Origin of the sequence: Pararoseomonas baculiformis, assembly GCF_017813395.1 — a bacterium.
Taxonomy (GTDB): Bacteria; Pseudomonadota; Alphaproteobacteria; order Acetobacterales; family Acetobacteraceae; genus Roseomonas; species Roseomonas baculiformis.
In genome coordinates, this window is record NZ_JAGIZB010000006.1 from 138,277 (window position 1) to 162,834 (window position 24,558).

General features: G+C 69.6%; 25 protein-coding genes. 12 read left to right on the plus strand and 13 right to left on the minus strand.

Annotated elements, in window-relative coordinates:
- The first annotated feature begins 43 nt into the window (after positions 1–43).
- Positions 44–2,812 carry a DNA polymerase I gene (polA, locus tag J8J14_RS08040; protein WP_408895710.1) on the plus strand — a complete coding sequence of 923 codons (2,769 nt, stop codon included), beginning with the start codon at positions 44–46 and terminating at the stop codon, positions 2,810–2,812.
- Positions 2,813–2,824: 12 nt separating this feature from the next.
- On the opposite strand, the gene J8J14_RS08045 is transcribed toward polA, so the two are convergent.
- Genes J8J14_RS08045 through J8J14_RS08060 form a run of 4 tightly spaced genes read right to left on the minus strand, consistent with a single transcriptional unit; the run spans position 2,825 to position 6,245 of the window.
- Positions 2,825–3,760 carry a S1 family peptidase gene (locus J8J14_RS08045; protein ID WP_209378958.1) on the minus strand — a complete coding sequence of 312 codons (936 nt, stop codon included), beginning with the start codon at positions 3,758–3,760 and terminating at the stop codon, positions 2,825–2,827.
- A 45-nt stretch (positions 3,761–3,805) separates the two neighbouring features.
- Positions 3,806–4,402 (minus strand): dephospho-CoA kinase, encoded by a 597-nt coding sequence (gene coaE, locus J8J14_RS08050; RefSeq protein ID WP_209378959.1) that lies wholly within the window; start codon positions 4,400–4,402, stop codon positions 3,806–3,808.
- Complete coding sequence (locus tag J8J14_RS08055) at positions 4,399–5,259, minus strand: shikimate dehydrogenase (protein WP_245215555.1); 861 nt, start codon at positions 5,257–5,259, stop codon at positions 4,399–4,401. Before J8J14_RS08055 ends, coaE begins: the two co-directional genes overlap by 4 nt.
- 53 nt (positions 5,260–5,312) lie before the next feature.
- On the minus strand, positions 5,313–6,245 hold the full coding sequence (locus tag J8J14_RS08060; RefSeq protein WP_209378960.1) for a Gfo/Idh/MocA family protein: 933 nt from the start codon (positions 6,243–6,245) through the stop codon (positions 5,313–5,315).
- A gap of 129 nt (positions 6,246–6,374) precedes the next feature.
- Between J8J14_RS08060 and gshB the strand changes: the two genes are divergently transcribed.
- Together gshB and J8J14_RS08070 are read left to right on the plus strand one after the other, a co-directional pair.
- On the plus strand, positions 6,375–7,322 hold the full coding sequence (gene gshB, locus J8J14_RS08065; RefSeq protein WP_209378961.1) for a glutathione synthase: 948 nt from the start codon (positions 6,375–6,377) through the stop codon (positions 7,320–7,322).
- A gap of 13 nt (positions 7,323–7,335) precedes the next feature.
- Positions 7,336–9,150, plus strand: a complete 1,815-nt coding sequence (locus J8J14_RS08070; RefSeq protein ID WP_209378962.1) for a CocE/NonD family hydrolase — start codon at positions 7,336–7,338, stop codon at positions 9,148–9,150.
- Between the two features lie 152 nt (positions 9,151–9,302).
- Here the strand turns inward: J8J14_RS08070 and dnaJ are convergent, their stop codons facing one another.
- The 3 genes from dnaJ to J8J14_RS08085 form a co-directional block, all read right to left on the minus strand.
- On the minus strand, positions 9,303–10,445 hold the full coding sequence (gene dnaJ, locus J8J14_RS08075) for a molecular chaperone DnaJ (RefSeq protein ID WP_209378963.1): 1,143 nt from the start codon (positions 10,443–10,445) through the stop codon (positions 9,303–9,305).
- A 122-nt stretch (positions 10,446–10,567) separates the two neighbouring features.
- Positions 10,568–12,508 carry a molecular chaperone DnaK gene (gene dnaK / locus J8J14_RS08080; RefSeq protein WP_209378964.1) on the minus strand — a complete coding sequence of 647 codons (1,941 nt, stop codon included), beginning with the start codon at positions 12,506–12,508 and terminating at the stop codon, positions 10,568–10,570.
- Between the two features lie 169 nt (positions 12,509–12,677).
- Complete coding sequence (locus tag J8J14_RS08085) at positions 12,678–13,226, minus strand: nucleotide exchange factor GrpE (RefSeq protein WP_209378965.1); 549 nt, start codon at positions 13,224–13,226, stop codon at positions 12,678–12,680.
- 202 nt (positions 13,227–13,428) lie between these two features.
- Between J8J14_RS08085 and J8J14_RS08090 the strand changes: the two genes are divergently transcribed.
- Positions 13,429–14,631: a multidrug effflux MFS transporter gene (locus J8J14_RS08090; RefSeq protein ID WP_245215556.1), complete on the plus strand. Its 1,203-nt coding sequence runs from the start codon at positions 13,429–13,431 to the stop codon at positions 14,629–14,631.
- 9 nt (positions 14,632–14,640) lie between these two features.
- On the opposite strand, the gene trhA is transcribed toward J8J14_RS08090, so the two are convergent.
- The 5 genes from trhA to hemE form a co-directional block, all read right to left on the minus strand.
- Positions 14,641–15,276: a PAQR family membrane homeostasis protein TrhA gene (gene trhA, locus J8J14_RS08095; RefSeq protein ID WP_209378967.1), complete on the minus strand. Its 636-nt coding sequence runs from the start codon at positions 15,274–15,276 to the stop codon at positions 14,641–14,643.
- 64 nt (positions 15,277–15,340) lie between these two features.
- Complete coding sequence (locus J8J14_RS08100) at positions 15,341–15,577, minus strand: hypothetical protein (protein ID WP_209378968.1); 237 nt, start codon at positions 15,575–15,577, stop codon at positions 15,341–15,343.
- Positions 15,578–15,934: 357 nt separating this feature from the next.
- The gene (locus J8J14_RS08105) at positions 15,935–16,141 is read right to left on the minus strand and encodes a cold-shock protein (RefSeq protein WP_209378969.1); all 207 of its coding nucleotides are present in this window, start codon (positions 16,139–16,141) and stop codon (positions 15,935–15,937) included.
- A 231-nt stretch (positions 16,142–16,372) separates the two neighbouring features.
- Complete coding sequence (gene dnaQ / locus J8J14_RS08110; RefSeq protein ID WP_209378970.1) at positions 16,373–17,077, minus strand: DNA polymerase III subunit epsilon; 705 nt, start codon at positions 17,075–17,077, stop codon at positions 16,373–16,375.
- Positions 17,078–17,163: 86 nt separating this feature from the next.
- Positions 17,164–18,240 carry a uroporphyrinogen decarboxylase gene (gene hemE, locus J8J14_RS08115; protein WP_209378971.1) on the minus strand — a complete coding sequence of 359 codons (1,077 nt, stop codon included), beginning with the start codon at positions 18,238–18,240 and terminating at the stop codon, positions 17,164–17,166.
- A gap of 331 nt (positions 18,241–18,571) precedes the next feature.
- On the opposite strand from hemE, the gene J8J14_RS08120 reads away from it, so the two are divergent.
- The 6 genes from J8J14_RS08120 to J8J14_RS08145 all read left to right on the plus strand — a co-directional run bounded on the left by J8J14_RS08120 (position 18,572) and on the right by J8J14_RS08145 (position 22,683).
- Entirely contained in the window at positions 18,572–19,459 is an 888-nt protein-coding gene (locus tag J8J14_RS08120) for a pyruvate, water dikinase regulatory protein (RefSeq protein WP_209378972.1), read from the plus strand.
- An 11-nt stretch (positions 19,460–19,470) separates the two neighbouring features.
- Complete coding sequence (locus tag J8J14_RS08125; RefSeq protein ID WP_209378973.1) at positions 19,471–20,088, plus strand: Maf family protein; 618 nt, start codon at positions 19,471–19,473, stop codon at positions 20,086–20,088.
- Positions 20,069–20,377, plus strand: coding sequence for a hypothetical protein (locus tag J8J14_RS08130; RefSeq protein ID WP_209378974.1), 309 nt, complete (start codon positions 20,069–20,071; stop codon positions 20,375–20,377). The genes J8J14_RS08125 and J8J14_RS08130 overlap by 20 nt, the downstream gene beginning before the upstream one ends.
- 142 nt (positions 20,378–20,519) lie before the next feature.
- Positions 20,520–21,437 carry an AraC family transcriptional regulator gene (locus J8J14_RS08135; protein WP_209378975.1) on the plus strand — a complete coding sequence of 306 codons (918 nt, stop codon included), beginning with the start codon at positions 20,520–20,522 and terminating at the stop codon, positions 21,435–21,437.
- A 107-nt stretch (positions 21,438–21,544) separates the two neighbouring features.
- Positions 21,545–22,282, plus strand: coding sequence for an SDR family oxidoreductase (locus J8J14_RS08140; protein ID WP_209378976.1), 738 nt, complete (start codon positions 21,545–21,547; stop codon positions 22,280–22,282).
- Between the two features lie 11 nt (positions 22,283–22,293).
- Positions 22,294–22,683, plus strand: coding sequence for an Atu4866 domain-containing protein (locus J8J14_RS08145; protein ID WP_209378977.1), 390 nt, complete (start codon positions 22,294–22,296; stop codon positions 22,681–22,683).
- Positions 22,684–22,720: 37 nt separating this feature from the next.
- Here the strand turns inward: J8J14_RS08145 and J8J14_RS08150 are convergent, their stop codons facing one another.
- Complete coding sequence (locus tag J8J14_RS08150) at positions 22,721–22,960, minus strand: DUF3072 domain-containing protein (protein ID WP_209378978.1); 240 nt, start codon at positions 22,958–22,960, stop codon at positions 22,721–22,723.
- A gap of 100 nt (positions 22,961–23,060) precedes the next feature.
- On the opposite strand from J8J14_RS08150, the gene J8J14_RS08155 reads away from it, so the two are divergent.
- Together J8J14_RS08155 and J8J14_RS08160 are read left to right on the plus strand one after the other, a co-directional pair.
- Positions 23,061–23,867 carry a creatininase family protein gene (locus J8J14_RS08155; RefSeq protein WP_245215557.1) on the plus strand — a complete coding sequence of 269 codons (807 nt, stop codon included), beginning with the start codon at positions 23,061–23,063 and terminating at the stop codon, positions 23,865–23,867.
- Positions 23,868–24,008: 141 nt separating this feature from the next.
- The gene (locus J8J14_RS08160) at positions 24,009–24,530 is read left to right on the plus strand and encodes a hypothetical protein (RefSeq protein WP_209378979.1); all 522 of its coding nucleotides are present in this window, start codon (positions 24,009–24,011) and stop codon (positions 24,528–24,530) included.
- Positions 24,531–24,558: the final 28 nt, after the last annotated feature.

Sequence of the window (24,558 nt, forward strand, 5' to 3'; positions counted from 1 at the left end):
GGCCGCCGACAAGGCGCCGGTTCAGGATCCGGTCACCGCCGAGGTGGACACGGATCGCCACCTGATCCTGGTGGACGGGTCCGGCTACATCTTCCGCGCCTTCCACGCCCTGCCGCCCATGACCAACCCGGCGGGCGTGCCGGTGAACGCCGTGTTCGGCTTCACCCAGATGCTGGCGAACTTTCTCTCCAAGCATGCGGGCAGCCATATCGCGGTGGTGTTCGATGCCTCGCGCTCCACGTTCCGCAACCAGCTCTATCCCGAATACAAGGCGCAGCGGCCCGAGGCCCCGCCGGAGCTGGCGCCGCAATTCGGCCTGATCCGCGAGGCGACAGAGGCCTTCGGCGTCGCCCGCGTGGAGCTGGACGGCTACGAGGCCGATGACATGATCGCGACCTATGCCACGGCCTTCGCGAAGGAGGGCGGGCAGGTCACCATCGTGTCCTCGGACAAGGACATGATGCAGCTGGTGGATGACCGCATCCGCATGCTGGATCCCATCAAGCAGAAGCCGATCCACGCCGCGGAGGTGATGGAAAAGTTCGGCGTGATGCCGGAGAAGGTGGTGGAGGTGCAGGCGCTGGCGGGCGACAGCACCGACAACATCCCGGGCGTGCCGGGAATCGGCATCAAGACCGCGGCGCAGCTGATCGAGCAGTATGGCGACGTGGAGACGCTTCTCTCCCGCACCGCCGAGATCAAGCAGCCCAAGCGGCGCCAGGCGCTGGAGGAGAACGCGGAGAAGGCCCGCATCTCCCGCAAGCTGGTGGAGCTGATGCGGGACGCGCCCCTGCCCTGCCCGATGGACGATCTGCGGACGCGGGCGCCGGAGACGGGCAAGCTCGCGGCCTTCCTGAAGACCCATGGCTTCCGCAGCGTGCAGCACCGCCTGAGGCTGGATGCGACCGGGGAGGTGCCGCTTTCCCGCCCGGCGGGCCCGGCCCCCGCGCCGGCGGCGCTTTCCCTGCCCGAGCAGGGCGCGGCCTTCGGCCCCTATGAGACGATCACCACCCTCGATGCGCTGGAGGCCTTCGCGGCGGCGGCGCGCGAGGCGGGGGTGATGGCGCTCGACACCGAGACGAGCAGCCTGGATGCGCTGAACGCCTCGCTTGTCGGCATCAGCATGGCGGTGGCGCCGGGCAGGGCCGCCTACCTGCCGCTGCGGCACGAGGGGACGGACATGCTCTCCCCCGCGCCGGAGCAGCTGGGCTTCGAGGAGGCGGCGCGCGTGCTGCGGCCGCTGCTGGCTGATCCTTCCGTGCTGAAGGTGCTGCACAACGCGAAATACGACCTGGAGGTGCTGGGGCGCGAGGCGAATGGGGGCTTCGTGGTGTCGCCGGTGGATGACACCATGATGATCTCCTACAGCATGGATGCCGGGCGGCACGGGCATGGGATGGACGAGCTCTCCCGCCGCCACCTCAACCACCAGCCCATCACCTATGACGAGGTGACGGGCACGGGGCGCGGGCGAAAGCCCTTCGCCCAGGTGGCGCTGGACATGGCCACCGCCTACGCCGCCGAGGACGCCGATGTGACGCTGCGCCTGTGGCAGGCGCTGCGGCCTAAGCTGCGCGAGGAGAAGGCGCTCGTGCTCTATGAGCAGGTGGAGCGCCAGATGATCGCCGTGCTGCGCGACATGGAGGTGGCGGGCGTGCGGGTGGACGGCCCCGCGCTGAAGCAGACCGGCGCCGAGTTCACCGAGCGCATGGCGGCGCTGGAGAAGGAGATCCACGAGATAGCGGGCCGGCCCTTCGCCGTGGGCTCGCCCAAGCAGCTCGGCGACATCCTGTTCGGCGAGATGGGGCTGCAGGGCGGCAAGAAGGGCAAGTCCGGCGCCTATTCCACCGATGCGGCGACGCTGGAGGAGCTGGCGGCGAGCACGGGGCACCCGCTGCCGCGCAAGGTGCTGGACTGGCGCCAGCTCTCGAAGCTGAACTCCACCTATGTGGAGGGGCTGCAGGCGCAGATCGCATCCGATGGGCGCGTGCACACGGATTTCTCCATGGCGGTGACGAGCACGGGGCGCCTCTCCTCCACCGAGCCGAACCTGCAGAACATCCCGATCCGCACCGAGGAAGGCGTGCGGATCCGCCGTGCCTTCGTGGCGGAGCAAGGGCATGTCCTGCTGGCGGCCGACTACTCGCAGATCGAACTGCGGCTGCTGGCGCATGTTGCGCAGGTGCCCTCCCTGCTGGAGGCCTTCGCCACCGGGCAGGACATCCATGCCCGCACCGCCTCGGACATCTATCGCATCCCGCTGGACCAGGTGGACCGCGAGGCGCGGCGGCGGGCGAAGACGATCAACTTCGGCATCATCTACGGCATGTCCGCCTTCGGCCTGGCCGGGCGGCTGGGCATCGGGCCGGCCGAGGCGCGCGGCATCATCGATGCCTATTTCGCGCAATATCCGGGCATCCGCGACGCCATGGAGCGCTTCAAGGAGGATGCGCGCAGCAACGGCTATGTGCAGACCCCCTTCGGGCGAAAGCTGTGGATCCCCGAGATTGCCTCAAAGAACCAGGGGCTGCGCGGCAACGCGGAGCGCGCGGCGATCAACGCCCCCTTCCAGGGCGGCGCGGCCGAGGTGATCAAGCGCGCCATGGTGCGCCTGCCCGATGCGCTGCGCGAGGCGAAGCTCTCCGCGCGCATGCTGCTGCAGGTGCATGACGAGTTGCTGTTCGAGGTACCGGAGGGCGAGGTGGAGGAAACCACGCCCGTGGTGCGGCAGGTGATGGAGAACGTGGCCACCCTTTCCGTGCCGCTGGCCGTGGAGATCGGCACCGGGCATTCCTGGGCGGAGGCGCATTGAGGCCCCCGGGCCTCATCCCCGCTCGCAGCTGACCGCGAGGACGGAGCGGCCCGCGGCCTCCTCCACGGCTTCGGCGCTGCGCTCCGGCAGGGAATCGGGGCCCAGCGAAGGCGCCACCCCGGCGGCGCGCAGGAAGGCCATGGCGCGCTCCGCCCGGACCGCCTGCAGCTTCCGAGACCGGCGCGCCTGCGGTTCCGGCATCTCCAGCGTGATGCCGACGACGCGGGCGCGAAGGTCCAGCAACGGGCTGCCGGGCGGGGCGGGGCCGTTGAAGGCCAGCCGGTTCGCATCCCCGCGCGGGCTTCCCAGCCCGCTCACCTCCACCCGCGCGGGCTGCGCCGCCGCGAAGCCGAGGGCCATCACCGCTTCCCCACGCTTGGGCGTGTCGGCACGGAAGGGCAGCCGGGGCCCGCTGAGCCCGGGCACGGACAGAATGGCCAGGCCCAGCTCGCCATTGCCCTGGACAGGCGGCACGGCGCTGTAGGCCTGCCCATTCGCCCCGCGCAGGGTGATCCGGGTGCAGCCATCCGTGAGGGCGCGGGAGGTCAGCACCCGCTCGGGCGCCACCAGCAGGCCGGTGCCCGAAGCGGGGCGCTGGGGCGGCTGCGCCGCCGCGGTGGCCTGCACCGAGGCGGGATCGAACACCACCATGGGATCGGCGCAGACATCATGGCCGCTCCGCACCGCTTCCCGCCCATCGGAGAGGCGGAGGCGGAGATCGAGGCGGCAGGGGGCATCGGCCTTGCGGCGGAAGCGCTTCTCGGCGCCATCCGCCACGGCCTCCCGCAGGCGGTTGCGGCCTTGCGGGTTCGCGGCCCCGGCCTCCACCGCCACCAGCCCCAGTGCCGCCTGGCCGGTGCGGTTCACCACGCGCCAGGAGCCTGCCGGCGCTTGCGCCAGGGCAGGGGTTGCGAGGAGGGAGAGAAGAATCGGAAGGACGGGTCGCATCACGGGACTGTGAGGCCGGATCCCGCCGGCTGAAAGCCCCGCCAGCTAGCCTGACGACGCGACAAGCCGGCGGATGGCGCGCTGGGCGAAGTGCCGGGAAAGGCCGCTATGCACGAGGTGGTCGGCCCGGCGGCGACGCAGGCTGTCCGGCACCTGGCGGGCAAGAATGGCCTTCAGCCGCTCCTTCGTCATGCCAGGGCGCCGTAGCACGCGGGTGCGCTGGATGGCGGGCGGCGCCGTGACCACCAGCACCTTGTCCACCCGCTTCTCGCCCCCCGTTTCGAAGAGCAGGGGGATGTCGAGCACGGCCAGCCGTGTGCCGCGTCGGCGGGCGGCGGCGAGGAAGCGCTGCTCCGCCTTTCGCACCAGCGGGTGAACGATGGCTTCCAGTTTCCGCAGGGCAGGCTCATTGCCCAGCACCACCTTCCGCAGCGCCTCGCGGTCCACATACGGGCCCTTGGAACTCGGGCGGGTGGTACCGGGGAAGGTCGCCTCGATCGGGCGCACGGCCGCTCCGCCCGGGCCTTGCAGCCGGTGCACGGCGGCATCGGCGTCAAAGACAGGGATGCGCAACCGGCGCAGCATGGCCGTGGCGGTGGACTTGCCCATGCCGATCCCGCCTGTGAGGGCCCAGACCTTCATTTGGCGTGCCGGGGGATATCGGCGGCGACCATCCCGCGCAGTTCCGCATCCACCTCGGGCATGGCACCGAACCAGGCCTGGAAGCCGCGGCGGCCCTGGTGGAGCAGCATGCCAAGGCCATCCACCCCCACCAGCCCGCGGGCGCGGGCAGCCGCCAGCAGCGGGGTTTCGAGGGGCACATAGACGATGTCCGCCACCACCGACCCCGGGGACATGGGCGAGAGGTCAATCTCCAGCGCGGGCTGGCCCTGCATGCCCGCGCTGGTGGTGTTCACCAGCAGCGCAGCGCCCTCAAGCGGCGGCCTGACCGCCACATTCACCCGCGCGCCACGGGCGGCAAGCTCCTGGGCCAGGGCCTCTGCCCGTGCCGGGCTGCGGTTCACCAGGGTCAGCGAAGGGCATCCGGCAGAGAGCAGCGCATGGGCCACCGCCCTCGCCCCGCCCCCGGCGCCGAGGATCACCGCCGGGCCCTGTTTCACGTGGAACGCGGGCGCCTGTTCCCGCAAGCTCTCGATGAAGCCCCAGCCATCCGTGTTCCAGCCCTCGATGCGCCCGTCCTCGTGGAACACCAGCGTGTTCACGGCCCCGATCCGGCGCGCCTCATCCTCCACCATGTCGCAGGCGGTGAGCGCGGCCTCCTTGTGGGGAATGGTCACATTGGCGCCGCGGAAGCCCAGATCCACCAGCGCCCGCACCGTACCGGAGAAGCGGTCCGGCGCGACGGGAAGGGGCACATAGGCCCCGTCGATCCCATGCCGCGCCAGCCAGATCCCGTGCATGCGCGGGGACCGGGAATGGGAAACGGGCCAGCCGAGAAGGCCCGCCATGCGCGTCTTGCCAGAGAGGGTGCGGGGCATGGGTTGCATGGGGAAGGGATAGCGCAGCCGTGCCGGCGCGTCAGGGCCGATGGTCAGGCGAAATCCTCGACCAACATCCGGCGGCCGAGAAGGAAGGCATCGGCCACATGCACCAGCGGCGCCAGATCCACATCGCATTCACCGCTGCGGGCCAGGGCGGCGAAATGCCGGTAGATGGCATCATATTCCGCCTTGGGCTCCTCCAGCAGCAGGCGCTCCCCTTCCAACAGGCGGCGGCCGCCACCCTCGATGGTGAGCGATCCCTCCTCCGTATCCACCCGGATGGTCCAGTTCTCCGGGCCCTGCGGGCGCCAGTCGAAGGCCGCGCTTCCATCCAGCCCATGGGCATCGGTGAAGCGAAGATCCGCCGCGATCGGCGCGCTGCGATTGCCGGGGAAGAGGAGATCGGCGCCGGTCAGGAAGACCGGCTGGGGCAGGATGCGGGTCAGGATGGACAGGGCGTTGATGCCCGGATCGAACACGCCGAGCCCGCCCGGCTCCCAGATCCAGTCCTGGCCCGGATGCCAGCGGCGCACATCCTCCATCCACTCGATCCGCACGGCACGGATGCGGCGGCTGGCCAGCATGCTCCGCGCGGGTTCCACGGCCGGGGCGTGGCGGGAATGCCAGCTGGCATGAAGGCTGCGGCCCTTCCGGCGCGCCAGTTCCAGCAGGGGCGCGATCTCCGCCACCGTCGCGCCCGGTGGCTTTTCCAGCAGCACATGCTTGCCCGCCCGCAGTGCCCCGGCTGCGAGCCGCGCGCGGATCTGCGATGGTGTGCAGAGCGCGACGGCATCGAAGCCCGTGCCCGAGGCGAGAAGCGCCTCCAGGGAAGGGAAGGCCGGCACCCCCGTGAGCGAGGATCGCGGGTCCGCCGTGGCGACGAGGCGCAGGCCGGGAATGCCGGCAATGGCGCCGAGATGACGGTCCCGCGCGATCTTGCCCAGCCCGATGATGGCGAGGCGCAATTCGTCCGCTGGTTCCATGCCGCCCTGTCCCATGCCGGTGTCGCATGATGCCGCCGGCCCCCCGCCGCGTCACCACGGCGCCTCCCCCTGGCGCGCGGGCGCGAGGGATGCGACCAAAGCAACCAACGCGATTACGGATGGACAGCCATGGCGAAAACCCTGCGGGTGGCGGTGCAGATGGACCCGATGGAGAGCATCGGGATCGAGGGGGACAGCACCTTCGTCCTCATGCTGGAGGCCCAGGCGCGTGGCCATGCGCTGTGGCACTACCATGTGCGCGACCTGGCGCTGGACAATGGCCGGGTGACGGCCTGGGCCCATCCGGTGGAGGTGCGCCGCGTGAAGGGCGACCACTTCACCTTCGGCGAGCCGGTGGAGCTTGATCTCGGCCGTGACGTGGATGTGGTGCTGATGCGCCAGGACCCGCCCTTCGACATGGCCTACATCACGGCCACGCATATCCTGGAACATATCCACCCCAGGACGCTGGTGGTGAATGACCCAGGCCAGGTTCGCAACGCGCCGGAGAAGCTCTTCGTCACCCACTTCCCCGACCTCATGCCGGAGACGCTGGTGACGGCGGATCGCCGCCGCATTATGCGCTTCCGCGAGAAGCACGGGGACATCATCATCAAGCCGCTCTTCGGCAATGGCGGCGCGGGCGTGTTCCACCTGCGCCCCGAAGACCCGAACATGAACTCGCTGATCGAGATGTTCACCGAGCGCTCGCGCGAGCCGCTGGTGATCCAGAAATACGTCCCGGCCGTGCGCCAGGGCGACAAGCGGATCATCCTCGTCGATGGCGAGGCAATGGGCGCGATCAACCGCGTGCCGGCCGAGGGCGAGGCGCGCTCCAACATGCATGTGGGCGGCAAGGCGGTGCAGACCACGCTGACCGACCGCGAGAAGGAGATCTGCGCGGCGATCGGGCCGGAGCTGAGGAAGCGCGGCATGATCTTCGTCGGCATCGACGTGATCGGCGGCTATCTCACCGAGATCAACGTCACCTCCCCCACCGGCCTGCAGGAGGTTGCGCGCTTCGACGGCGTGCATCTGGAAAAGGCGATCTGGGACGCGATCGAGGCGAAGCGGTAAGGAGGAGCAGGACATGTCGGACAGCGACCTGAAAGGCGGCGCCTGGCGGGTCGCCCCGTCCCGTTACGCGGCCTCGCGTGAGGTGGAATTCGCACTGCCGGCACGCCCGGCCTCGCAATACCTGGCGATGCGCGATGGCTGTCGCATCGCCATCGATGTCTGGCTGCCCGAAGGCGCCACCGGCCCCCTGCCGGCGGTGCTCATCCTCACCCCCTATTACCGCCGCTTCGCCGTGGCGCCGGGCAGCGATGCGGATGCCATCCCCAATGCGGGCAAGTTCATCCGCTACCTCGTGCCGCGCGGCTATGCGGTCGTGGTGGTGGATGTGCGGGGCACGGGCGCCAGCTTCGGCACGCGCGACAGCTTCCGCTCCCCGAAGGAGCGCGAGGACAGCCGCGAGATCACGGACTGGGTCGTGGCCCAGCCCTGGTCCGACGGGCGGGTGGGCGCCACCGGCATCTCCTATCCCGGCGCCGCCTCGGACTTCCTGGCGAGCACGGGCCACCCGGCCGTGCGCGCCATCGCGCCGCTCTTTGCCGTGTGGGACACCTATGCCGACAACTACTATCCCGGCGGCATCCTGCTGAAGGAGCTGGCGCGCAGCTACGATGCGCTGATGGTCGCCATGGACCATGACCGGCGCGACCTGCTGAAGAACTACGTCTACTATGCCAACCCCGACCTGCGCGGCCCGCATCCGGTGGACGAGGATGCGGACGGCACGCTGCTGGCGCAGGCGATCCACGAGCATCTCGGCAATTTCCGCCAGCCGGATTTCATGGGCGAGTTCCGCTTCCGCGAGGAGCCCCTGCCCTACGATCCGGGCTTCAGCTCGGCCTCCTTCAGCCCCTATTCGGTCAGCCCGGGCATCCGGCCCGATGTGGCGGTCATGGCCACCTCCGGCTGGATGGATGGCGCGGGCTACGCGAACGGCGCGATCTCGCGCTTTCTCACGCTGCGCGAGAACCCGGTGCACCTGCTTCTCGGCCCCTGGGACCATGGGGCGCGTTGCAACGTCTCCCCCTGGCGAGACGGCGTGACGCCGGAGTTCGACCTGCTCGCCGCGCTACTGCGCTTCTTCGACGAGTACCTGATGGGCCGTGATACTGGCCTTCGCGGCGAGGCGCGGGTGCACTACTTCGCCCTGCATGCGGAGGAATGGCGCTCCGCCGAGGCCTGGCCGCCGGTGGTGGAGACGGAGCGGCTGGTGCTGGCAGCGGATTCCAGCCTGGCCCTGGAACCCGGCGAGGCAGGAAGCGACGAGATGCGTGCCGACTTCGCCGCGGGCACCGGCAACGGTACGCGCTATGAGCGCATCGCCGGCATCAACAGCACCGTCTATCACGCCGATTGGGCGGAGAAGTCCGCCAATATGCTGTCCTGGACCTCGGCCCCGCTAGCGGCATCGCAGGAACTGGCGGGGCATGGCGTCGCGGAGCTCTGGATCACCTCCAGCGAGCCGGATGCATCGATCTTCGTCTATCTTTCGGAAGTCGAGGCGGATGGCACGGTGCGCTACGTCACCGAAGGCCTGCTGCGCGCCCTGCATCGCAAGGAAAGCCCGGCGCCCCAGGCCTACCGCGCCACTTGGCCCTTCCGCAGCTTCCGGCGGGAGGATGCGGCGCCGCTGGTGCCGGGCGAGGCCACCCGCATCCGCATCCCGCTGCTTCCCACGGCCTGGCGCTTCTCCACCGGCAGCCGTATCCGCCTCTCCATCGCGGGCGCCGATGCCGATCACTGCGTGCAGGTGCCGCATGGACGCCCGCCGGTGCTGGCGGTGCTGCGGGGTGGTGAGCGCTCCTCGGCGCTGGAACTGCCGCTGACATAGCGATCAGCGGTTGGACCGGGTGGCATCCGGGGGAGAGAAGGCCTTCTCTCCCCCGGAATGCTCGGGCGACCGAAGAGGCAGCCCAGGAGGTTCCTGGGAGGCAAGGCCTCCCTGGGGCAACAAGCGCCGGGAGCGGTCGGCGGAAGGGCGGCTTACCGCCCCAGCCCCTCCCAGAACTCCTTCACGCGGCTGAAGAAGCCTTCGCTCTCCGGGCTGGTCCGGCTGTTCGCCTCCGCCTCGGCTTCGAACTGCTCCAGCAGCTCGCGCTGCCTGGGCGTGAGGTTCTGCGGCGTCTCCACCGAAACCTGCACATACATGTCCCCGCGCGTGGCGCTGCGCAGCACGGAGAAGCCCTTGCCGCGCAGGCGGAACTGATCGCCCGCCTGGGTGCCCGTGGGGATGGAGACGCGGGCGCGCCCTCCATCGATGCTCGGCACCTCCACCGTGCCGCCCAGGGCCGCCTGCGTCATGCGCAGGGGCACGCGGATGAAGATGTTGTTCCCCTCGCGCTGGAAGATCGGGTGGGGCTTGATGCCGATATCGACATAGAGATCGCCAGGCGGTGCCCCGCGCAGCCCCGCCTCGCCCTCTCCGGCCAGGCGGATGCGCGTGCCTTCCTCCACCCCGGCAGGAATGGTGACGTTGAGGTTGCGGTCCTTCTCCACCCGGCCGGCGCCATGGCAGACCTTGCAGGGATTCTTGATGCTGCGCCCGGCGCCGCCGCAGGTGGGGCAGGTGCGCTCCACCAGGAAGAAGCCGGACTGCGCGCGCACCTTGCCCGCGCCCTTGCAGGTCGGGCAGTTCTCGGTTTGCGCCTTGCCGCCCTCGGCGCCCGTGCCGGAGCAGTTGTCGCAGCTGACGGAGGACGGAACGCGGATCGTCGTCTTCGTGCCCGCGAAGGCCTCCTCAAGGGTGATGGTCACCTCGGTGCGGAGGTCGGAGCCGCGGCCACTGGGCTGCCCGCCGCCACGGCGGCCACCCAGGTTGCCGAACATCTGCTCGAAGATGTCCTCGAAGCCGCCGCCCGCGAAGCCGCCGCCGAAGGGCCCGCCGCCCCCGCCGCCGCCGCCCTCGAAGGCGGCATGGCCGTAGCGGTCATAAGCGGCCCGCTTCTCGGCGTCCTTCAGGACGTCATAGGCCTCGTTGCATTCCTTGAACTTCGCCTCGGCCGCCTTGTCGCCCGGGTTGCGGTCCGGGTGGTGCTGCATGGCGAGCTTGCGGAACGCCTTCTTCAGCGTGTCCTCGTTGGCGTCGCGGGGGACGCCGAGCACCTCGTAATAGTCACGCTTGGCCATCGTTGTTCCCGTGCGGGGCGGGTTCAGGCCCCCTTGGGTTGGAACCAGGAATCATGCCGCAAAGAGAAGCGCCCGGCCCGCTCCTCGCGATGCCGGGCGCTTCATCCTTACTGCACGGGCGATCAGCCCTGCTTCTTCTTCGAGGGGTCGACATCCTCGAACTCGGCGTCGACCACCTTGCCGTTCGGGCCGCTGGCGCTGGCGCCGGCGCTCGCGCTGGCACTGCCCGCCTCGCCGCCGGCCTGGGCCTGCGCCTCGGACTGGGCCTTGTACATGGCCTCGCCGATCTTCATGGAGGCGGCGGAGAGGCGCTCCCCGGCCGTCTTCATCGCATCGGGATCCGCACCCTCCAGCGCGCTGCGCGCGGCGGAGAGGGCAGCCTCGACCTCGCCCCTGTCGGCATCGGCGAGCTTGTCGCCGTTCTCCGCCAGGGCCTTGTCGGTGGAGTGCACCAGGGCCTCGAGGTTGTTCTTCGCCTCGACCGTCTCGCGCCGGCGCTTGTCGGCCTCGGCATTCGCCTCGGCGTCCTTCACCATGCGCTCGATATCGGCATCCGACAGGCCGGAGCGGGCCTGGATCTTGATCTGCTGCTCCTTGCCCGTCGCCTTGTCCTTCGCGGACACGGAGACGATGCCGTTCGCGTCGATGTCGAAGGTCACCTCGATCTGCGGCACGCCGCGCGGCGCGGGCGGGATGCCCTGCAGGTCGAAATTGCCCAGCAGCTTGTTGTCCGCCGCCATCTCGCGCTCGCCCTGGTAGACCTTGATGGTCACCGCGGTCTGGTTGTCGTCAGCCGTGGAGAAGGTCTGGGACTTCTTCGTCGGGATAGTGGTGTTGCGGTCGATCAGCCGGGTGAACACGCCGCCCAGCGTCTCGATGCCCAGCGACAGCGGGGTCACGTCGAGCAGAAGGACGTCCTTCACCTCGCCCTTCAGCACCGCGCCCTGGATCGCGGCGCCGATGGCGACGACCTCGTCCGGGTTCACGTTGCGGGCCGGCTCCTTGCCGAAGAAGGACTTCACCGCCTCGATGACCTTGGGCATGCGGGTCATGCCGCCGACCAGGATCACCTCGTCGATCTCACCAGCCGTGAGGCCGGCATCCTTCAGCGCGGCGCGGCAGGGCTCCAGCGTGCGCTGGACCAGGTCCTCGACCAGGCTCTCCAGCTTCGCGCGGGACAGCTGCAGCACCAGGTGCTTCGGGCCGGACGCGTCGGCGGTGATGAAGGGCAGGTTGATCTCGGTCTGCTTGGCCGAGGACAGCTCGATCTTCGCCTTCTCGGCGGCCTCCTTGAGGCGCTGCAGGGCAAGCTTGTCGCCGCGCAGGTCGATGCCGTTCTCCTTGCGGAACTCGTCCGCCAGGTAGTCGATCACCCGCTGGTCGAAGTCCTCGCCGCCCAGGAAGGTGTCACCGTTGGTGGACTTCACCTCGAAGACGCCGTCGCCGATCTCGAGGATGGACACGTCGAAGGTGCCGCCGCCGAGGTCATAGACCGCGATGGTGCCGCCGTTCTTCTTGTCCATGCCATAGGCGAGCGCGGCCGCCGTCGGCTCGTTGATGATGCGCAGCACCTCGAGGCCCGCGATCTTGCCGGCCTCCTTGGTGGCCTGGCGCTGGGCGTCGTTGAAGTAGGCGGGGACGGTGATGACGGCCTGCGTCACCTTGTCGCCGAGATAGGCCTCGGCCGTCTCCTTCATCTTGCCCAGCACATAGGCCGAGATCTGCTGCGGGGCCTGCTTCTGGCCGCCAGCCTCGACCCAGGCGTCGCCATTGTCGGCGCGCACGATCTTGAAGGGGGCGAGATTGATGTCCTTCTGCACCGTCGGGTCGTCGAAGCGACGGCCGATCAGGCGCTTCACGGCATACAGCGTATCCGTGGGGTTCGTGACCGCCTGGCGCTTCGCGGCCTGGCCGACGAGGCGCTCGCCATTCTTGGCGAAAGCGACCATCGAGGGGGTGGTCCGGGCGCCCTCAGCGTTCTCGATGACCTTGGTGTCGCCGCCTTCCATGATGGCGACGCAAGAATTGGTCGTGCCGAGGTCGATACCGATGACCTTGCTCATCCGTCACTCCTTTTCGCGGCGGCCGGGGCACGGCCCATGATCAGGCGCCGTGCGCGGCCCCATTGTTCAATCGGATGGGGGTTGGGGAGACGGGGAACGCCCCGTCGGCCCTCGATGTATTCAGGGGCGGGGCGCGGGACAAGACCCCGCTGCCCCCGAAATAAGCAGATCAGGCAGCCTTGCCCGCCACCACCACCATGGCCGGCTTCAGCAGGCGGCCATTGATGGTCCAGGCGGGGGTCCAGGCGGTGATCACGGTGCCGGGCTCCACGCCCTCGGGCGCGGGCTGCTCGGCCATCGCCTGGTGCAGCTCCGGGTTGAAGGGCTTGCCGGCCGGGTCCTCGGCCTTCACCCCATGCCGCTCCAGCATGGCGATGAAGGCACGCTCCACGCCCTCGAAGCCGCCACGCAGCTTGGCGATGGGGCCTTCGTCGCTCTCAGGCACGGGGGGAAGGGCGTCCAGGCCGCGGCGCAGGTTCTCGGCCGCATCCGCCACGTCGCGCGCGAACTTGGTCACGGCGTAGTTGCGGGCATCCTCCAGCTCCCGCTTGTGGCGGTTGCGCAGGTTCTGCATCTCGGCCTCGGCCCGCAGCCACTTGTCGCGCATCTCGCTGAGCTGGGTGGCCAGGTCCGGCGTCCCGGCCTCGGCCGGGGCATCGTTCGCGGCGCCGGGCTGGAGCTCGGCCTCGGGGGATGGGGTGTTCGGGGTATCGCTCATCGGGTGGTTCTGGTCTTTCCTGGCCCTGGAAGGCTCGTCTCGGGCCTCACCTAGGGTCCGTCGGGCGGCGGGACAAGCAGTCCGCACGGCTCCGGCACGTTGCACCGCAGCATTCCTTGGTCTCCCATAGGGGAATGCAACGCCACCCCGCTATCCGGAACGCCGCCCCCACGCCAAGCGCCGGGGAAGGGGGATGGCCCGCATGAGCGATCCGGCCCAGGCGCCACGCCGCCACGTGCCGCTCTGGCTCCTGGCGCTCATCACCTTCAGCGGCACGGTCGGGATGTATGTCTTCGTGCCCGCCCTGCCCTCCGCCGCTGCGGAACTGGGTGCGACGACGGGCGCCATGCAGCTCACCGTCAGCCTCTATGTGCTCGGCCTCGCCCTGGGCCAGCCGGTCTATGGCCCCCTGTCAGACCGGTTCGGCCGGCGCCCCGTGCTGGTGGGCGGCCTTGTCCTCTACACCCTGGCCGGGCTGCTCACCTGCATCGCCCCGAATGCCGAGGTGCTGATCGCCGCCCGCTTCTTCCAGGCCCTGGGCGGCGGCGCCGGGCTGGTGCTCGGCCGCGCCATCGTGCGCGACACCTCCGAAGCCACTGTGGCCGCCCAGCGGCTGGCCCTGCTGAACCTGATGGTCACGCTGGGCCCCGGCCTCGCCCCCCTTCTCGGCAGCGCGGTGGTGGCCACGGCCGGATGGCGCATGGCGCTCGGGCTGCTCTGCCTTCTCGGGGTGGCGAACCTGCTTTTCACCTGGCGGATCCTGCCCGAAACCGGGCGGCGCACATCCCCGCCGGACAGCTCCGCCCTGCTGCGGGACTATCTGCGCCTGCTCCGTTCCCCAACCTTCCTGGGCTACGCCATCTGCGGCGGCTGCATGACCACGGCCTCCTACGCCTTCTTCGGCTCGGCGCCGTTCATCTTCCGCGAACTCGGCCGGCCGGAGCATGAGGCCGGCATCTACCTGGCCCTGCTCATTATCGGCATTTCCATCGGCAACTGGCTGGCCAGCCGCCTGGTCGCGCGCGCGGCGCTCGACCGCGTGCTGCTCATCGCGGGCGCGACGAGCCTTGCCTCCACCCTCGCGCTGCTCGGCGTGGTGCTGGCCGGCGGGCTGTCCGTCGCATCGGCCATGGGCTGCATGTTCGTCTTCACCCTGTGCATCGGGATCGGCGGCCCTTCGGCCCTGGCCCAGGCCATCAGCCTCAACCCGCGCGTGGTGGGCTCGGCGTCCGGCATCTACGGCTTCACCCAGATGGCCGTCGGCGCGCTCTGCTCGGGCCTGGCGGGGCTGGGGAAAGACCCCGCGCTCACCGCGGCCCTGGTGCTGGCCGGCGCGGCCCTGACGGGCCAGCTGGCCCTGCGCATGGCCCTGCGGGGCAAGCGCCGCGCCGTGGCCAGCGAATAGGGAACTGCCTCAGCCCCTTGCCAGGGGAAAGACCACCGCGAAGTGACAGGCCGCGGCCGTGACCACGAAGCCGTGCCAGATGGCCGTGTTGTAAGGCAGCCCTGGCGAGAGGTGGAAAAACACCCCAAGGCTGTAGAGCGCCCCGCCCAGAATCAGCATCCCGAGCTGCCAGGCCTCCATGGACTGGATCAGCGGCGCAAGCGCCGCCACCCCCACCCATCCGAGAAGAAGATAGGCCGCGATCGAGGCCCGCTCATACCGTCCGGGCGCCAGGAGCTTGACGGCGGCGCCGGGAAGCGCCCCGCCCCACACAATGGCCAGGAGAACCGCGCCCCAGGTCCCACCGATCGCCAGAAGCGAGACCGGCGTATAGGTGCCCGCGATCATGAGGAAGATGGCCGCGTGGTCGAAGCGGCGGAGCAGCGCCTTGCCGCGGCCGGCCGGCGCCAGGTTGTAGGCGGCCGAGCAGGTGAAGGTCGCCACCAGCCCCAGCGCGTACAGCCCGATGGCGGCGCCGGGCCACAGGGCCCAGGGTGTGACGAGTGCCAGCGACACGCAGCCGGCCAGGACCGCGGCCAGGCCGATGCCATGGATGGCGGCATCGGCCGCGTACTCGGCGTGGGTGTTGGTCGGGACGTCAGACATCGGCTATGGCCAGCCCGGCTTTCGCCCGCGCTGGTTCGGAGCCCGCCTTGCCGGTCCGGGGCCGTCAGCCCGGGAGAGGCATGTTCCGGCCGAGCGCGGCGAAGGAGCCAAGGCGCATCTGGCTTTCACGCACCACCCGCTCCTGCCCGCCCCGGTCATTCCGGATGCGGTATTCGCGGTCCGGCGCGTCATTGGGCAGCAGCCGGACCACGGTGTAGCTCTGGCCGAGGGCATCATTCGGGGTCATATGCCCGGCCAGCAGCTCGATATTCTCGCCGATCTTGAAACGATGGGCCTTCATGGTCACTCCTCCGGCAGGGCTGAGCCCCCAGCTTACCCGATCAAGTCCAGGATGATCCGGCGGATCTCGTCGGGCGAGAGACCGGCGGGAATGGCCTCGGCGGGCATGGTAGCAGCCGGCGAGGAAAAGGCAGACAGCAAAGTCGAAGGACCGGTAGCGGCCCGGGAAACTGACAAGTGAACGTGATCCTTACGCGGCCCGAATTCATTCGGCACCGCGATGCAAGTGACCGGTGCCGCGACAGGCCTTCATGGCCCCGCATCCGGTCGGGAAGAAAGAAAATGCTGCGGAAGCGGCGGGCCGGCCTTCATGGCCCTGCCTGCCACTCCGCCAATGGGCCGCGGACGGCCCCGCGCCTCAGGCAGCCTTCAGGTTGCCCGCGGAGACGCGGCCCTGGTTGCCGCGCTGCAGATCATACTCGATCTTGTCGCCCTCGCGGGGCTCCTGCAGGCCAGCGCTCTGGACGTCGGAGATGTGCAGGAACACATCCTTCGTGCCGTCATCCGGCTGGATGAAGCCGAAGCCCTTGGTGCTGTTGAACCACTTGACGGTGCCAATGGCCATGATGGGTGTTCCGTTTACCTGATGGAACCGGCACGCAACATCGCACGCCGGATCAAGCATCGAGAAGAAACGGACACCAGGCTCGGCACTCCGCGAGGAGCAAGGAGGACAGGCCGAACCAAACGAGTTTGACTCGTAGTACATGGGAAGGGGAGGCGGCAGCTTCAACCCGACAGCCCCGGAGAAATGCCGCAACCTTCCAGGCCCTGGAATGCCGGGCCTGAGCACCGGCTAGGAGGAAGGTGCCTGGGCCTCCAGCGTGGCCCAGACCGGCTCCTTCAGCTTTGCCACGAAGGCGGCATGCCGCTCCAGCTCCTCCGGGCTTGGCTGGATCGGCCTTGGCGTGCGCCGCACCGGCCCCTCCATGGCCGCCAGGCTGGACCGCGCGCCGCCGATGCTCGTCGCCAGCTCCAGCCCGGGCTGCTTGCCGCCCATCAGCTCGAGATAGACCTGCCCCAGCAGCTGCACGTCCAGCAGCGCATTGTGGGTGGTGCGCGCCGAGAGATCGATGCCGAAGCGCCGGCACAGCGCATCCAGGCTGTTCGGCAGGCCGGGGAAGCGCTTCTTGGCCATGTCCAGCGTATCGACCATCCGGCTGCGCGGGATGCGCGGCACGCCGCAGCGGTCGAACTCATGGTCCAGGAAGTTGAAGTCGAAGGGCGCGTTATGGGCGATCACGGGATCATCGCCCAGGAATTCCAGCAGTTCCGGCAGGATGGCGCGGAACAGCGGCTTGTCCGCCAGCATCTCGGCGGTGAATCCATGCACCTTCGTCGCCTCGGGCGGCACCTCCCGCTCGGGGTTGATGAGCCGGTGGAAGTGCCGGCCCGTGGGCATCAGGTTCACCACCTCGATCGCGGCCACCTCCAGCACGCGGTCACCGGTGGCGGGGTCCAGGCCGGTGGTTTCGGTATCGAGGATCAGGGCGCGGGACATGGGCCCTAGATAGGGGGGAAAGAGGGGGAGGAGGTATACCCCCGGCCCCCCTTCGCTTCCTCGGGCTCAGCGCTGTGGCGCGGGGGTCACCTCGTGGCCTTCACCTGGGCGGCCTTCACCTGGGCGACCAGCGCGGCGACATGCTCGATGGGGGTATCGGGCGTGATACCGTGGCCCAGGTTGAAGATGAAGGGGCGGCCCTTCATGGCGGAAAGGATGCTCGCGGTCGCTTCCTCCAGCGCCGCGCCACCGGCCACCAGCACCTTGGAATCCAGGTTGCCCTGCAGCGTCACGCCCGGTGGCATGGCTCCGGCGGCCCAGGCCGGGTCAAGCGTCTCGTCCAGCCCCACGGCATTCACGCCCACGCGCCCGGCATAGGCCGGGATCCCCTCCCCACCCAGGCGAGGAAAGCCGATCAGCGGGTAGTCCGGGCCCAGGCGCGCGCGCAGGCGCCGCACCAGCTCCGCCGTGGGCTGGACCACCCAGCGCTCGAAGCCTTCGGGCGGCAGCAACCCGGCCCAGGAGTCGAACAGCATCAGCGCCTCGGCCCCCGCCTCGGCCTGGGCCACCAGATACTCCTCCGAGGCTTCCAGCAGCCGCTCGAACAGCCGCCCCAGCAGCGCCGGGTTCTCCTCGGCCATGTGCCGCGCCAGGGGGAAGCCATGCCCGCCGCGGCCATCGACCATGTAGCAGGCCACCGTCCAGGGCGCGCCGGCAAAGCCGATCAGCGCCACCCCCGGATGGTCTTTCTCGAGCCCGGCGCGGATCCGGCGCACCGTCTCCATGATCGGCGCCGCCTTCTGCGCGGCCCTGCCGGGCGTCAGCGCCTCGATCGCCGCCGCGTCCCGCACGGGATCCAGGATGGGCCCCACCCCATCCGCTCCGCCCTGGCCATAGCGAAGCCCCTGCCCCATGGCCCAGGGCAGCATCGGCAGGTCCGTGAACAGGATCGCGGCGTCCAGCGGGAAGCGCCGCAGGGGCTGGAAGGTCACCTCGGCCGAGAGGGCCGGGTTCAGGCAGAGCTCCAGGAACCCGCCCGCCTTCTCCTTCGTCGCCCGGTATTCCGGCAGGTAGCGCCCGGCCTGGCGCATCAGCCAGATCGGCGGCGGCCACACGGCCTCGCCGGCCAGGGCTCGGAGGAAGGGCTTGTCCACGGCGTCCATGGCGCCCCTTTCACTCGAATTAGATTTTTTAGGAAAGGAGAAGTGACTGTAGTGCCCTGTGAGTCCTGTGGACGCAATCCGCGGGACTCCTGATCCCGAGGGTTTTCCACAGGCTGGAAGGCCCAGCGACTCGCTAACGGGATGCGAGTCGGTGACTCGCTCCGCAGGACTCATCCACCGTGCCCGGGATTCCGTCCCGGGTGGCGTGAGTCGTGACTCGCCGCCCCCATGACTCATGGAGGGCGGGAAAAGGCCCGGATCTATCCCCAGGACTCACGTTCATGAGTCGCGTCCTCCCCAGCTTGTCCCCACTCCGCTAGGCTCTGCCCCGATGCCCCGCACCACCAACCTCCACCTCGTCTCCGACAGCACGGGGGAAACGCTGAACTCCATGGCGCGCGCCACCCTTGCGCGCTTCGAGGACCCGCATGTGATCCAGCACCGCTGGTTCCTCGTGCGCTCCCGCTTCCAGCTGGAACAGGTGCTGGAGGGCATCCAGGCGGAGCCCGGGCCTGTGCTCTTCACCTTGGCCGACAAGTCCCTCCGCCACAGCCTGGAGGAGTTCTGCGCCCGGCTCGGCGTCACCAGCCTCTCCGTGCTGGACCAGACCCTGGACCTGCTGCAGCGGGAGCTCGGCGCGGCCGCCAAGGAAAAGCGCGCCGCCCAGCACGTGCTGGATGCCGATTACTTCCGCCGCATAGATGCCATGCACTACGTCCTGGCCCATGATGACGGGCAGGGAACCGCCGGGATCTTCGAGGCCGATACCTGCCTCGTCGGTGTCTCCCGCAGCAGCAAGACGCCCACCTGCTTCTATCTGGCCAACCGGGGCATCAAGGCCGCCAACGTCCCGATCGTGCCCGGTGCTCCCCTGCCGGTGGAGCTGGACAATCCCCCCTGCCCCGTCATCGGCCTGACCATCGAGGTCAATGCGCTGCTCGAGATCCGCCGCCACCGGCTGAAGCTCATCGGCCAGGGCGCTGGCCCCGGCGCCATCCGCCAGGACAGCACCGACTACGTGGACCCCGAGGCGGTGAAGGCCGAAATCCTCGCCGCCCGCCGCCTCTGCACCTCCCGCGGCTGGCCGGTGATCGACGTGACCCGCCGCAGCATCGAGGAGACCGCGGCCACCGTCCTCCAGCTGATGGAGGCCTGGCACGCCCGCAACGCGGCGCCCGGCACGCCGCATGGCGCCAACCAGGGGCCGCCGGCCCGCTGATGGACCATCCCATGACCGATCTCCAACCAGCCGGGCCGCCGGTCATCCTCGCCAGCGCCTCCTCGGCCCGGAAATCCGTGCTGGAGGCGGCAGGGCTGCGCTTCCAGGCCATCGCCGCGGCGGTGGACGAGGCCGCGATCAAGGAGAGCGCGAAGGAGGAAGGCTTCACCGCGGCCGAGGCCGCCCTGATGCTGGCCGAGGCCAAGGCGCGCCGCATCGCCGCCCGGCATCCCGAAGCCCTGGTCATCGGCTGCGACCAGATCCTCACGCTCGGGGATCGCTGGTTCGACAAGCCGGCATCCCGCGCGGAGGCCCGCGCCCATCTGGAGGCGCTGCGCGGCAACTCGCACCAGCTCGTTACCGCGGTGCTCTGCTGGCGCGGGGGCCAGCGCATCTGGCAGCACGTGGCCACCCCGCGCCTGACCATGCGCCCGGTTTCGGACACCTTCCTGGATGCCTATCTTGCACTGGAGGGCGACACGGTCACCACCACGGTCGGTGCCTACCGGCTGGAAGGCCCGGGCATTCATCTTTTCGACCGGGTGGAAGGCGAGCACGCCGCCATCCTCGGCCTTCCTTTGCTGCCGCTGCTCGGCTTCCTCCGGCAGCATGGCGTGCTGCTGCGTTAGCCCTTCTCCGGAAGACACCACCAGCGCGGGCGCAGCGACGAGCATCCTGGCTTCGATCGAGGGATACGAGGCCTTTCTGCGCGCCACCTATTGGCGATGGGCCAAGACGGTGCTCCTCATCGCGCCCGAGCTGGCCTCCATCCATCTCGGTACCGGCGATCCGGGCGAGGCCATCCGGCAGGATTTCCACGCACGCCCGGCCAACTGGCTGCGCGATGCCAGCCCGCGCGCGGCCGACGCCGTGGCCTGCGAGTACCGGCGCGTCCAGCAGGCCACACAGCCTGGCTGAAGCAGGAATTGCGCCCCTTTGCGTTTCACGGGCCGCACCCGATCCTCCTGGATCCTTGCCCGATTCTCCAGCGCCGGCGAAGCGCGGGTTTTCATGCCGGCCTGGCCACCTATCCTCATCCTCCCCCGCCGAGGATCGCCCCATGTCCCGCCATGCCGAACTCGCCCTGCTGATCGACCGCCTTACCGAGGATCTCGGGGATGGCATCCACACGACGCGCATTCCCCGCCTTGCCCTGATCCGCTCCGCCCAGCCCACGGATGGGCTGCACACGGTCTATGGCCCCTCCGTCTGCATCGTCGCCCAGGGCACGAAGCGCACCATCGCCGGGGAAGCCGTGCTGGACTACGCGCCCGGCCACTACCTCATCGTCTCGGTCGAGATTCCCGTCATCGGGCAGGTCACGCGCGCCACTGCCGAAGAGCCCTATCTCTGCCTGCGGCTGGATCTCGATCCCGCCATGCTCGGCGGGCTGCTGATCGAAGCCGGCATGCACCGGCGGCGGGAGCCGGAGCCCGGGCTCGGCATCATGCTCAGCTACACCACGCCGGAGATCATGGATGCCGTCATCCGCCTCACGCGGCTGCTCTCCACGCCGGGCGACATTCCCGTCCTCGCGCCGCTGGTGGAGCGCGAGCTTCTCTACCGCCTCGTCAACGGTGACCAGGCCGCCATGCTGCACGGCATTGCCATGGGCGAAAGCCGCGCAGCCGGCATCGCGCGCGCGGTGAACTGGATCAAGGACCATTTCCGCGAGCCGCTGCGCGTGGAGAAGCTGGCCGAGATCGCGCATATGAGCCCATCCGCCCTGCACCAGCACTTCAAGACCGTGACGGCAATGAGCCCGCTGCAATACCAGAAGCAGCTCCGCCTGCAGGAGGCACGGCGCCTGATCCTCTCGGCGCAATCCGATGCCGCCGGCGCCAGCTTCGCCGTGGGCTATGGCAGCCCTTCGCAGTTCAGCCGCGAATATGCCCGGCTCTTCGGCGCACCGCCCCTGCGCGACATCGCGCGGCTGCGCGGCGGCGAGGAGGGAGCGAGGATGGCCGCTTCCGGCTAGTCCGGAGGATCGGGCAATCACCGTGGAGTTCCGGTCTACCGCCTGAAGCGGCCCAGCCGCCAGTTTCTCCCCAGCGGCGCAACGCAGCGCCGAAGAGGAGAAACCCGATGTCCGGCACCATTTCCGGCAAGACCGTTCTCATCACCGGCGCCAGCAGCGGCATTGGCGAGGCAACGGCCCGCGTTCTCGCGGCCCGGGGCGCGCGCCTCGTCCTCGGCGCCCGCCGCACCGACCGGCTCTCCGCGCTCGTGCGAGAGATCGAGGAAGCCGGTGGACAGGCCCGCCACCGCGCGCTGGACGTGACGGATGCGGCGGAGATGCAGGCCTTCGCCGACTTCGCCGAAGCCGAGTTCGGCCGCGTCGATGTGCTCGTCAACAATGCCGGCCTGATGCCGCTCTCGCCGCTCAACGCGCTGAAGATCGACGAGTGGAACCGCATGATCGACGTGAACATCCGCGGCGTGCTGCACGGCATTGCCGCCGTGCTGCCGCGGATGGAACGCCAGGGCGCCGGCCATGTGATCAATGTCGCCTCGATCGGCGCGCATGCCGTCTCGCCCACGGCGGCCGTGTACTGCGCGACGAAGTTCGCGGTTTGGGCCATCTCGGACGGGCTGCGGCAGGAAACCGACCGGATCCGCGTCACCACCATCAGCCCGGGCGTGACGACATCCGAACTCGCCGACACCATCACCGACGAGACGGCGCGCGACGCCATGGCCTCCTTCCGCTCCAAGGCCATTCCGGCGGAGGCGATCGGCCGCGCCATTGCCTATGCCATCGCCCAGCCTGACGAGGTGGATGTCAGCGAGGTGATCGTGCGCCCCACCGCCAGCCCGCACTGAGGAACGCCCTGATGCAGACCGAAGCCGCCTGGCCGCTCTTCCTGGCCACCCTTCTCGCCCATGCATCGCTCGCCGGGGCGCAACCCGCCCCGCAGCCCACGCGCATCGAAAGGAGCGCCGAAATGTCCCGCATCACCGATCGGCCCAGCCCTGCGCCCGACAATCCCTATGTCGGGATGTGGGTCACCGCCGATGGCCGCATTCGCCATGAGCTGCTGTCCGATGGCCGCTATGACGAGGCGCGCGGCAACCGGCAAAGCGCCTATCGGGGCCGCTACTGGCTGGAGGGGAACCGCATCGAATACCTGGACGACACCGGCTTCACCGCCGATGGCGAATTCCGCGACGGCGTCCTCCACCATGGCGGCATGATCTTCCACCGCGAGAACGCGCGGAACTGACACAGGAGAAGGGGGAGGCCACGGGCCTCCCCTTTTGCTACTTCCCGCGCCCGGTCTTCTCCTGCAGCGCGTCGATCCGCTTCGATGCCTCGGCCTTGCTCAGCCCCGGATCGAATTCCTCCCCCGCCTCCTCGGACAGGGTCTTGAGATAGGAGGCCTGCGCCCCTGTCATCGCCTCGTCGCCCGTGGTCCAGTCATCCGGGTCCTTCACCGTGTTGGAACCGGGATTGGGATCCGCCTTCGGGTTCGCCTCATGCTGCTCGGCCTGCTTGGCCATGCCTGCATCCTCCTCCAATGATGTTCCCTAAACGTTCAGGGGCTTCGGAGGTTGCCTCCACCGGGCCGCCGGGCGAGACCGGGGGAAAGAGGAGGGCCGCATGAAGGTCAGGATGGGCGAGATCACGGGCGCCGAGGCGCGCGCCCTCTATGCGCGCAAGCCTGTGGTGCTGCTCCCCCTGGGCAGCCATGAGGACCAGGGCCCCCATGCCCCCATGGGCGACTATCTCCTGGCCGAGCTGATGGCCGAGCGCATCGCCCGCGCCGCCACCGGGGCCGGCACCGAGACCGTCGTCGCCCCCGTGCTTCCCTTCGGCAAGGCGGATTTCTTCGGCGCCATGCCCGGCGGCATCGCCCTGTCCCACCGCGCCTTCGCCCTGGTGCTGACCGAGATGATCGAGGCGCTGCTCCGCCACGGGCTGGCCCGCATCCTCATCCTCAACGGCCATGGCGGGAACGCGCCCGTCATCCACGACGTGACGCAGCATTTCCTGCTCGCCGGCCGCGGCACCTTTCCCTGCTTCTATCTGTGGAAGGTCGCCGGCGCCCTGCTGCCCGAGGTGATCGGCCCGGAAAGGGCCCGCCGCTCCGCCGGCCATGGCGCGGACCCCCTCACCAGCATCGCCCTGCACCTGGCGCCGGAGCGGATGCGGATGGACCAGGTCCCCGCCACCCCCACGCCGCCGGCCACCATGCTCGGCCTGCCTTTCTCCGCCTGGGGCGCGCTCTCCTTCGAAGGCGCGGAGATCAACGTCCCGGCCGAATACGACCTGCCCTCGCCCGATGGCATCGGCCCCGGCGATCCCCGGCTGTGCAGCGCCGAAACCGGCCAGGCTCTGGTGGAGCGCCTGGTGGCGATCGGCGCCGGTTTCGTGCGGCACTACGCCGCCCAGCCCCGCGGAACGTGACCCGGCTTGCCCCTACCGAGGCAGCGCCGCTGAATGGCGTTGCAACAAGCCGGAACACCTTCCATGCGCCGCCCAGCCTTCCGAACCCTTCTTCTGGCCTCATTCCTCCCCCTGGCGGCCTGCGGCACGACAGAACTTCCCATGACCTACAGCCCCTCCGTCGCACCCCGCCCGGTCGCGACGGCACGTCCGGTGGTCACGGTCGGCACGGTCACGGATGAGCGGCAGGACGGCCAGGCCAACACAGCCCAGTTCGGCACGATCCGGGGCGGCTACGGAAACCCGCTGCGCCGCCTGGCCGCCCCGCAGCCGGTGGCGGAGGTGGTGGCCCAGGGCTTCCGCGATGCGCTGGCGGCACGCGGCCTTCTCGCGGGCGGCGGAAGCGGGGCTTATGAGCTTCGTGTCCGGGTCATCCGGTACAATGCCAACAAGCTCATCCGGACAGAGGCCAATACCCAGTTCCAGGCCGTCCTCGTCAACCGCGCCACGGGCATTGCCGCCTGGACCGGTGAGGGCCGCTCGGATTTGATCGAGGCGGGCAACATCGTCGCGGCCGGCATCATCGCCGATCCCGAGGAACTGCGCAGCACCATGCTCCGTTCTATGGCTGCCGCCATCGACCAGATCCTGGATCGGCCCGACTTCCTCGCGGCGCTGCGGTAAACCCCTGCCCCCCGGCCCGGGATGGCTC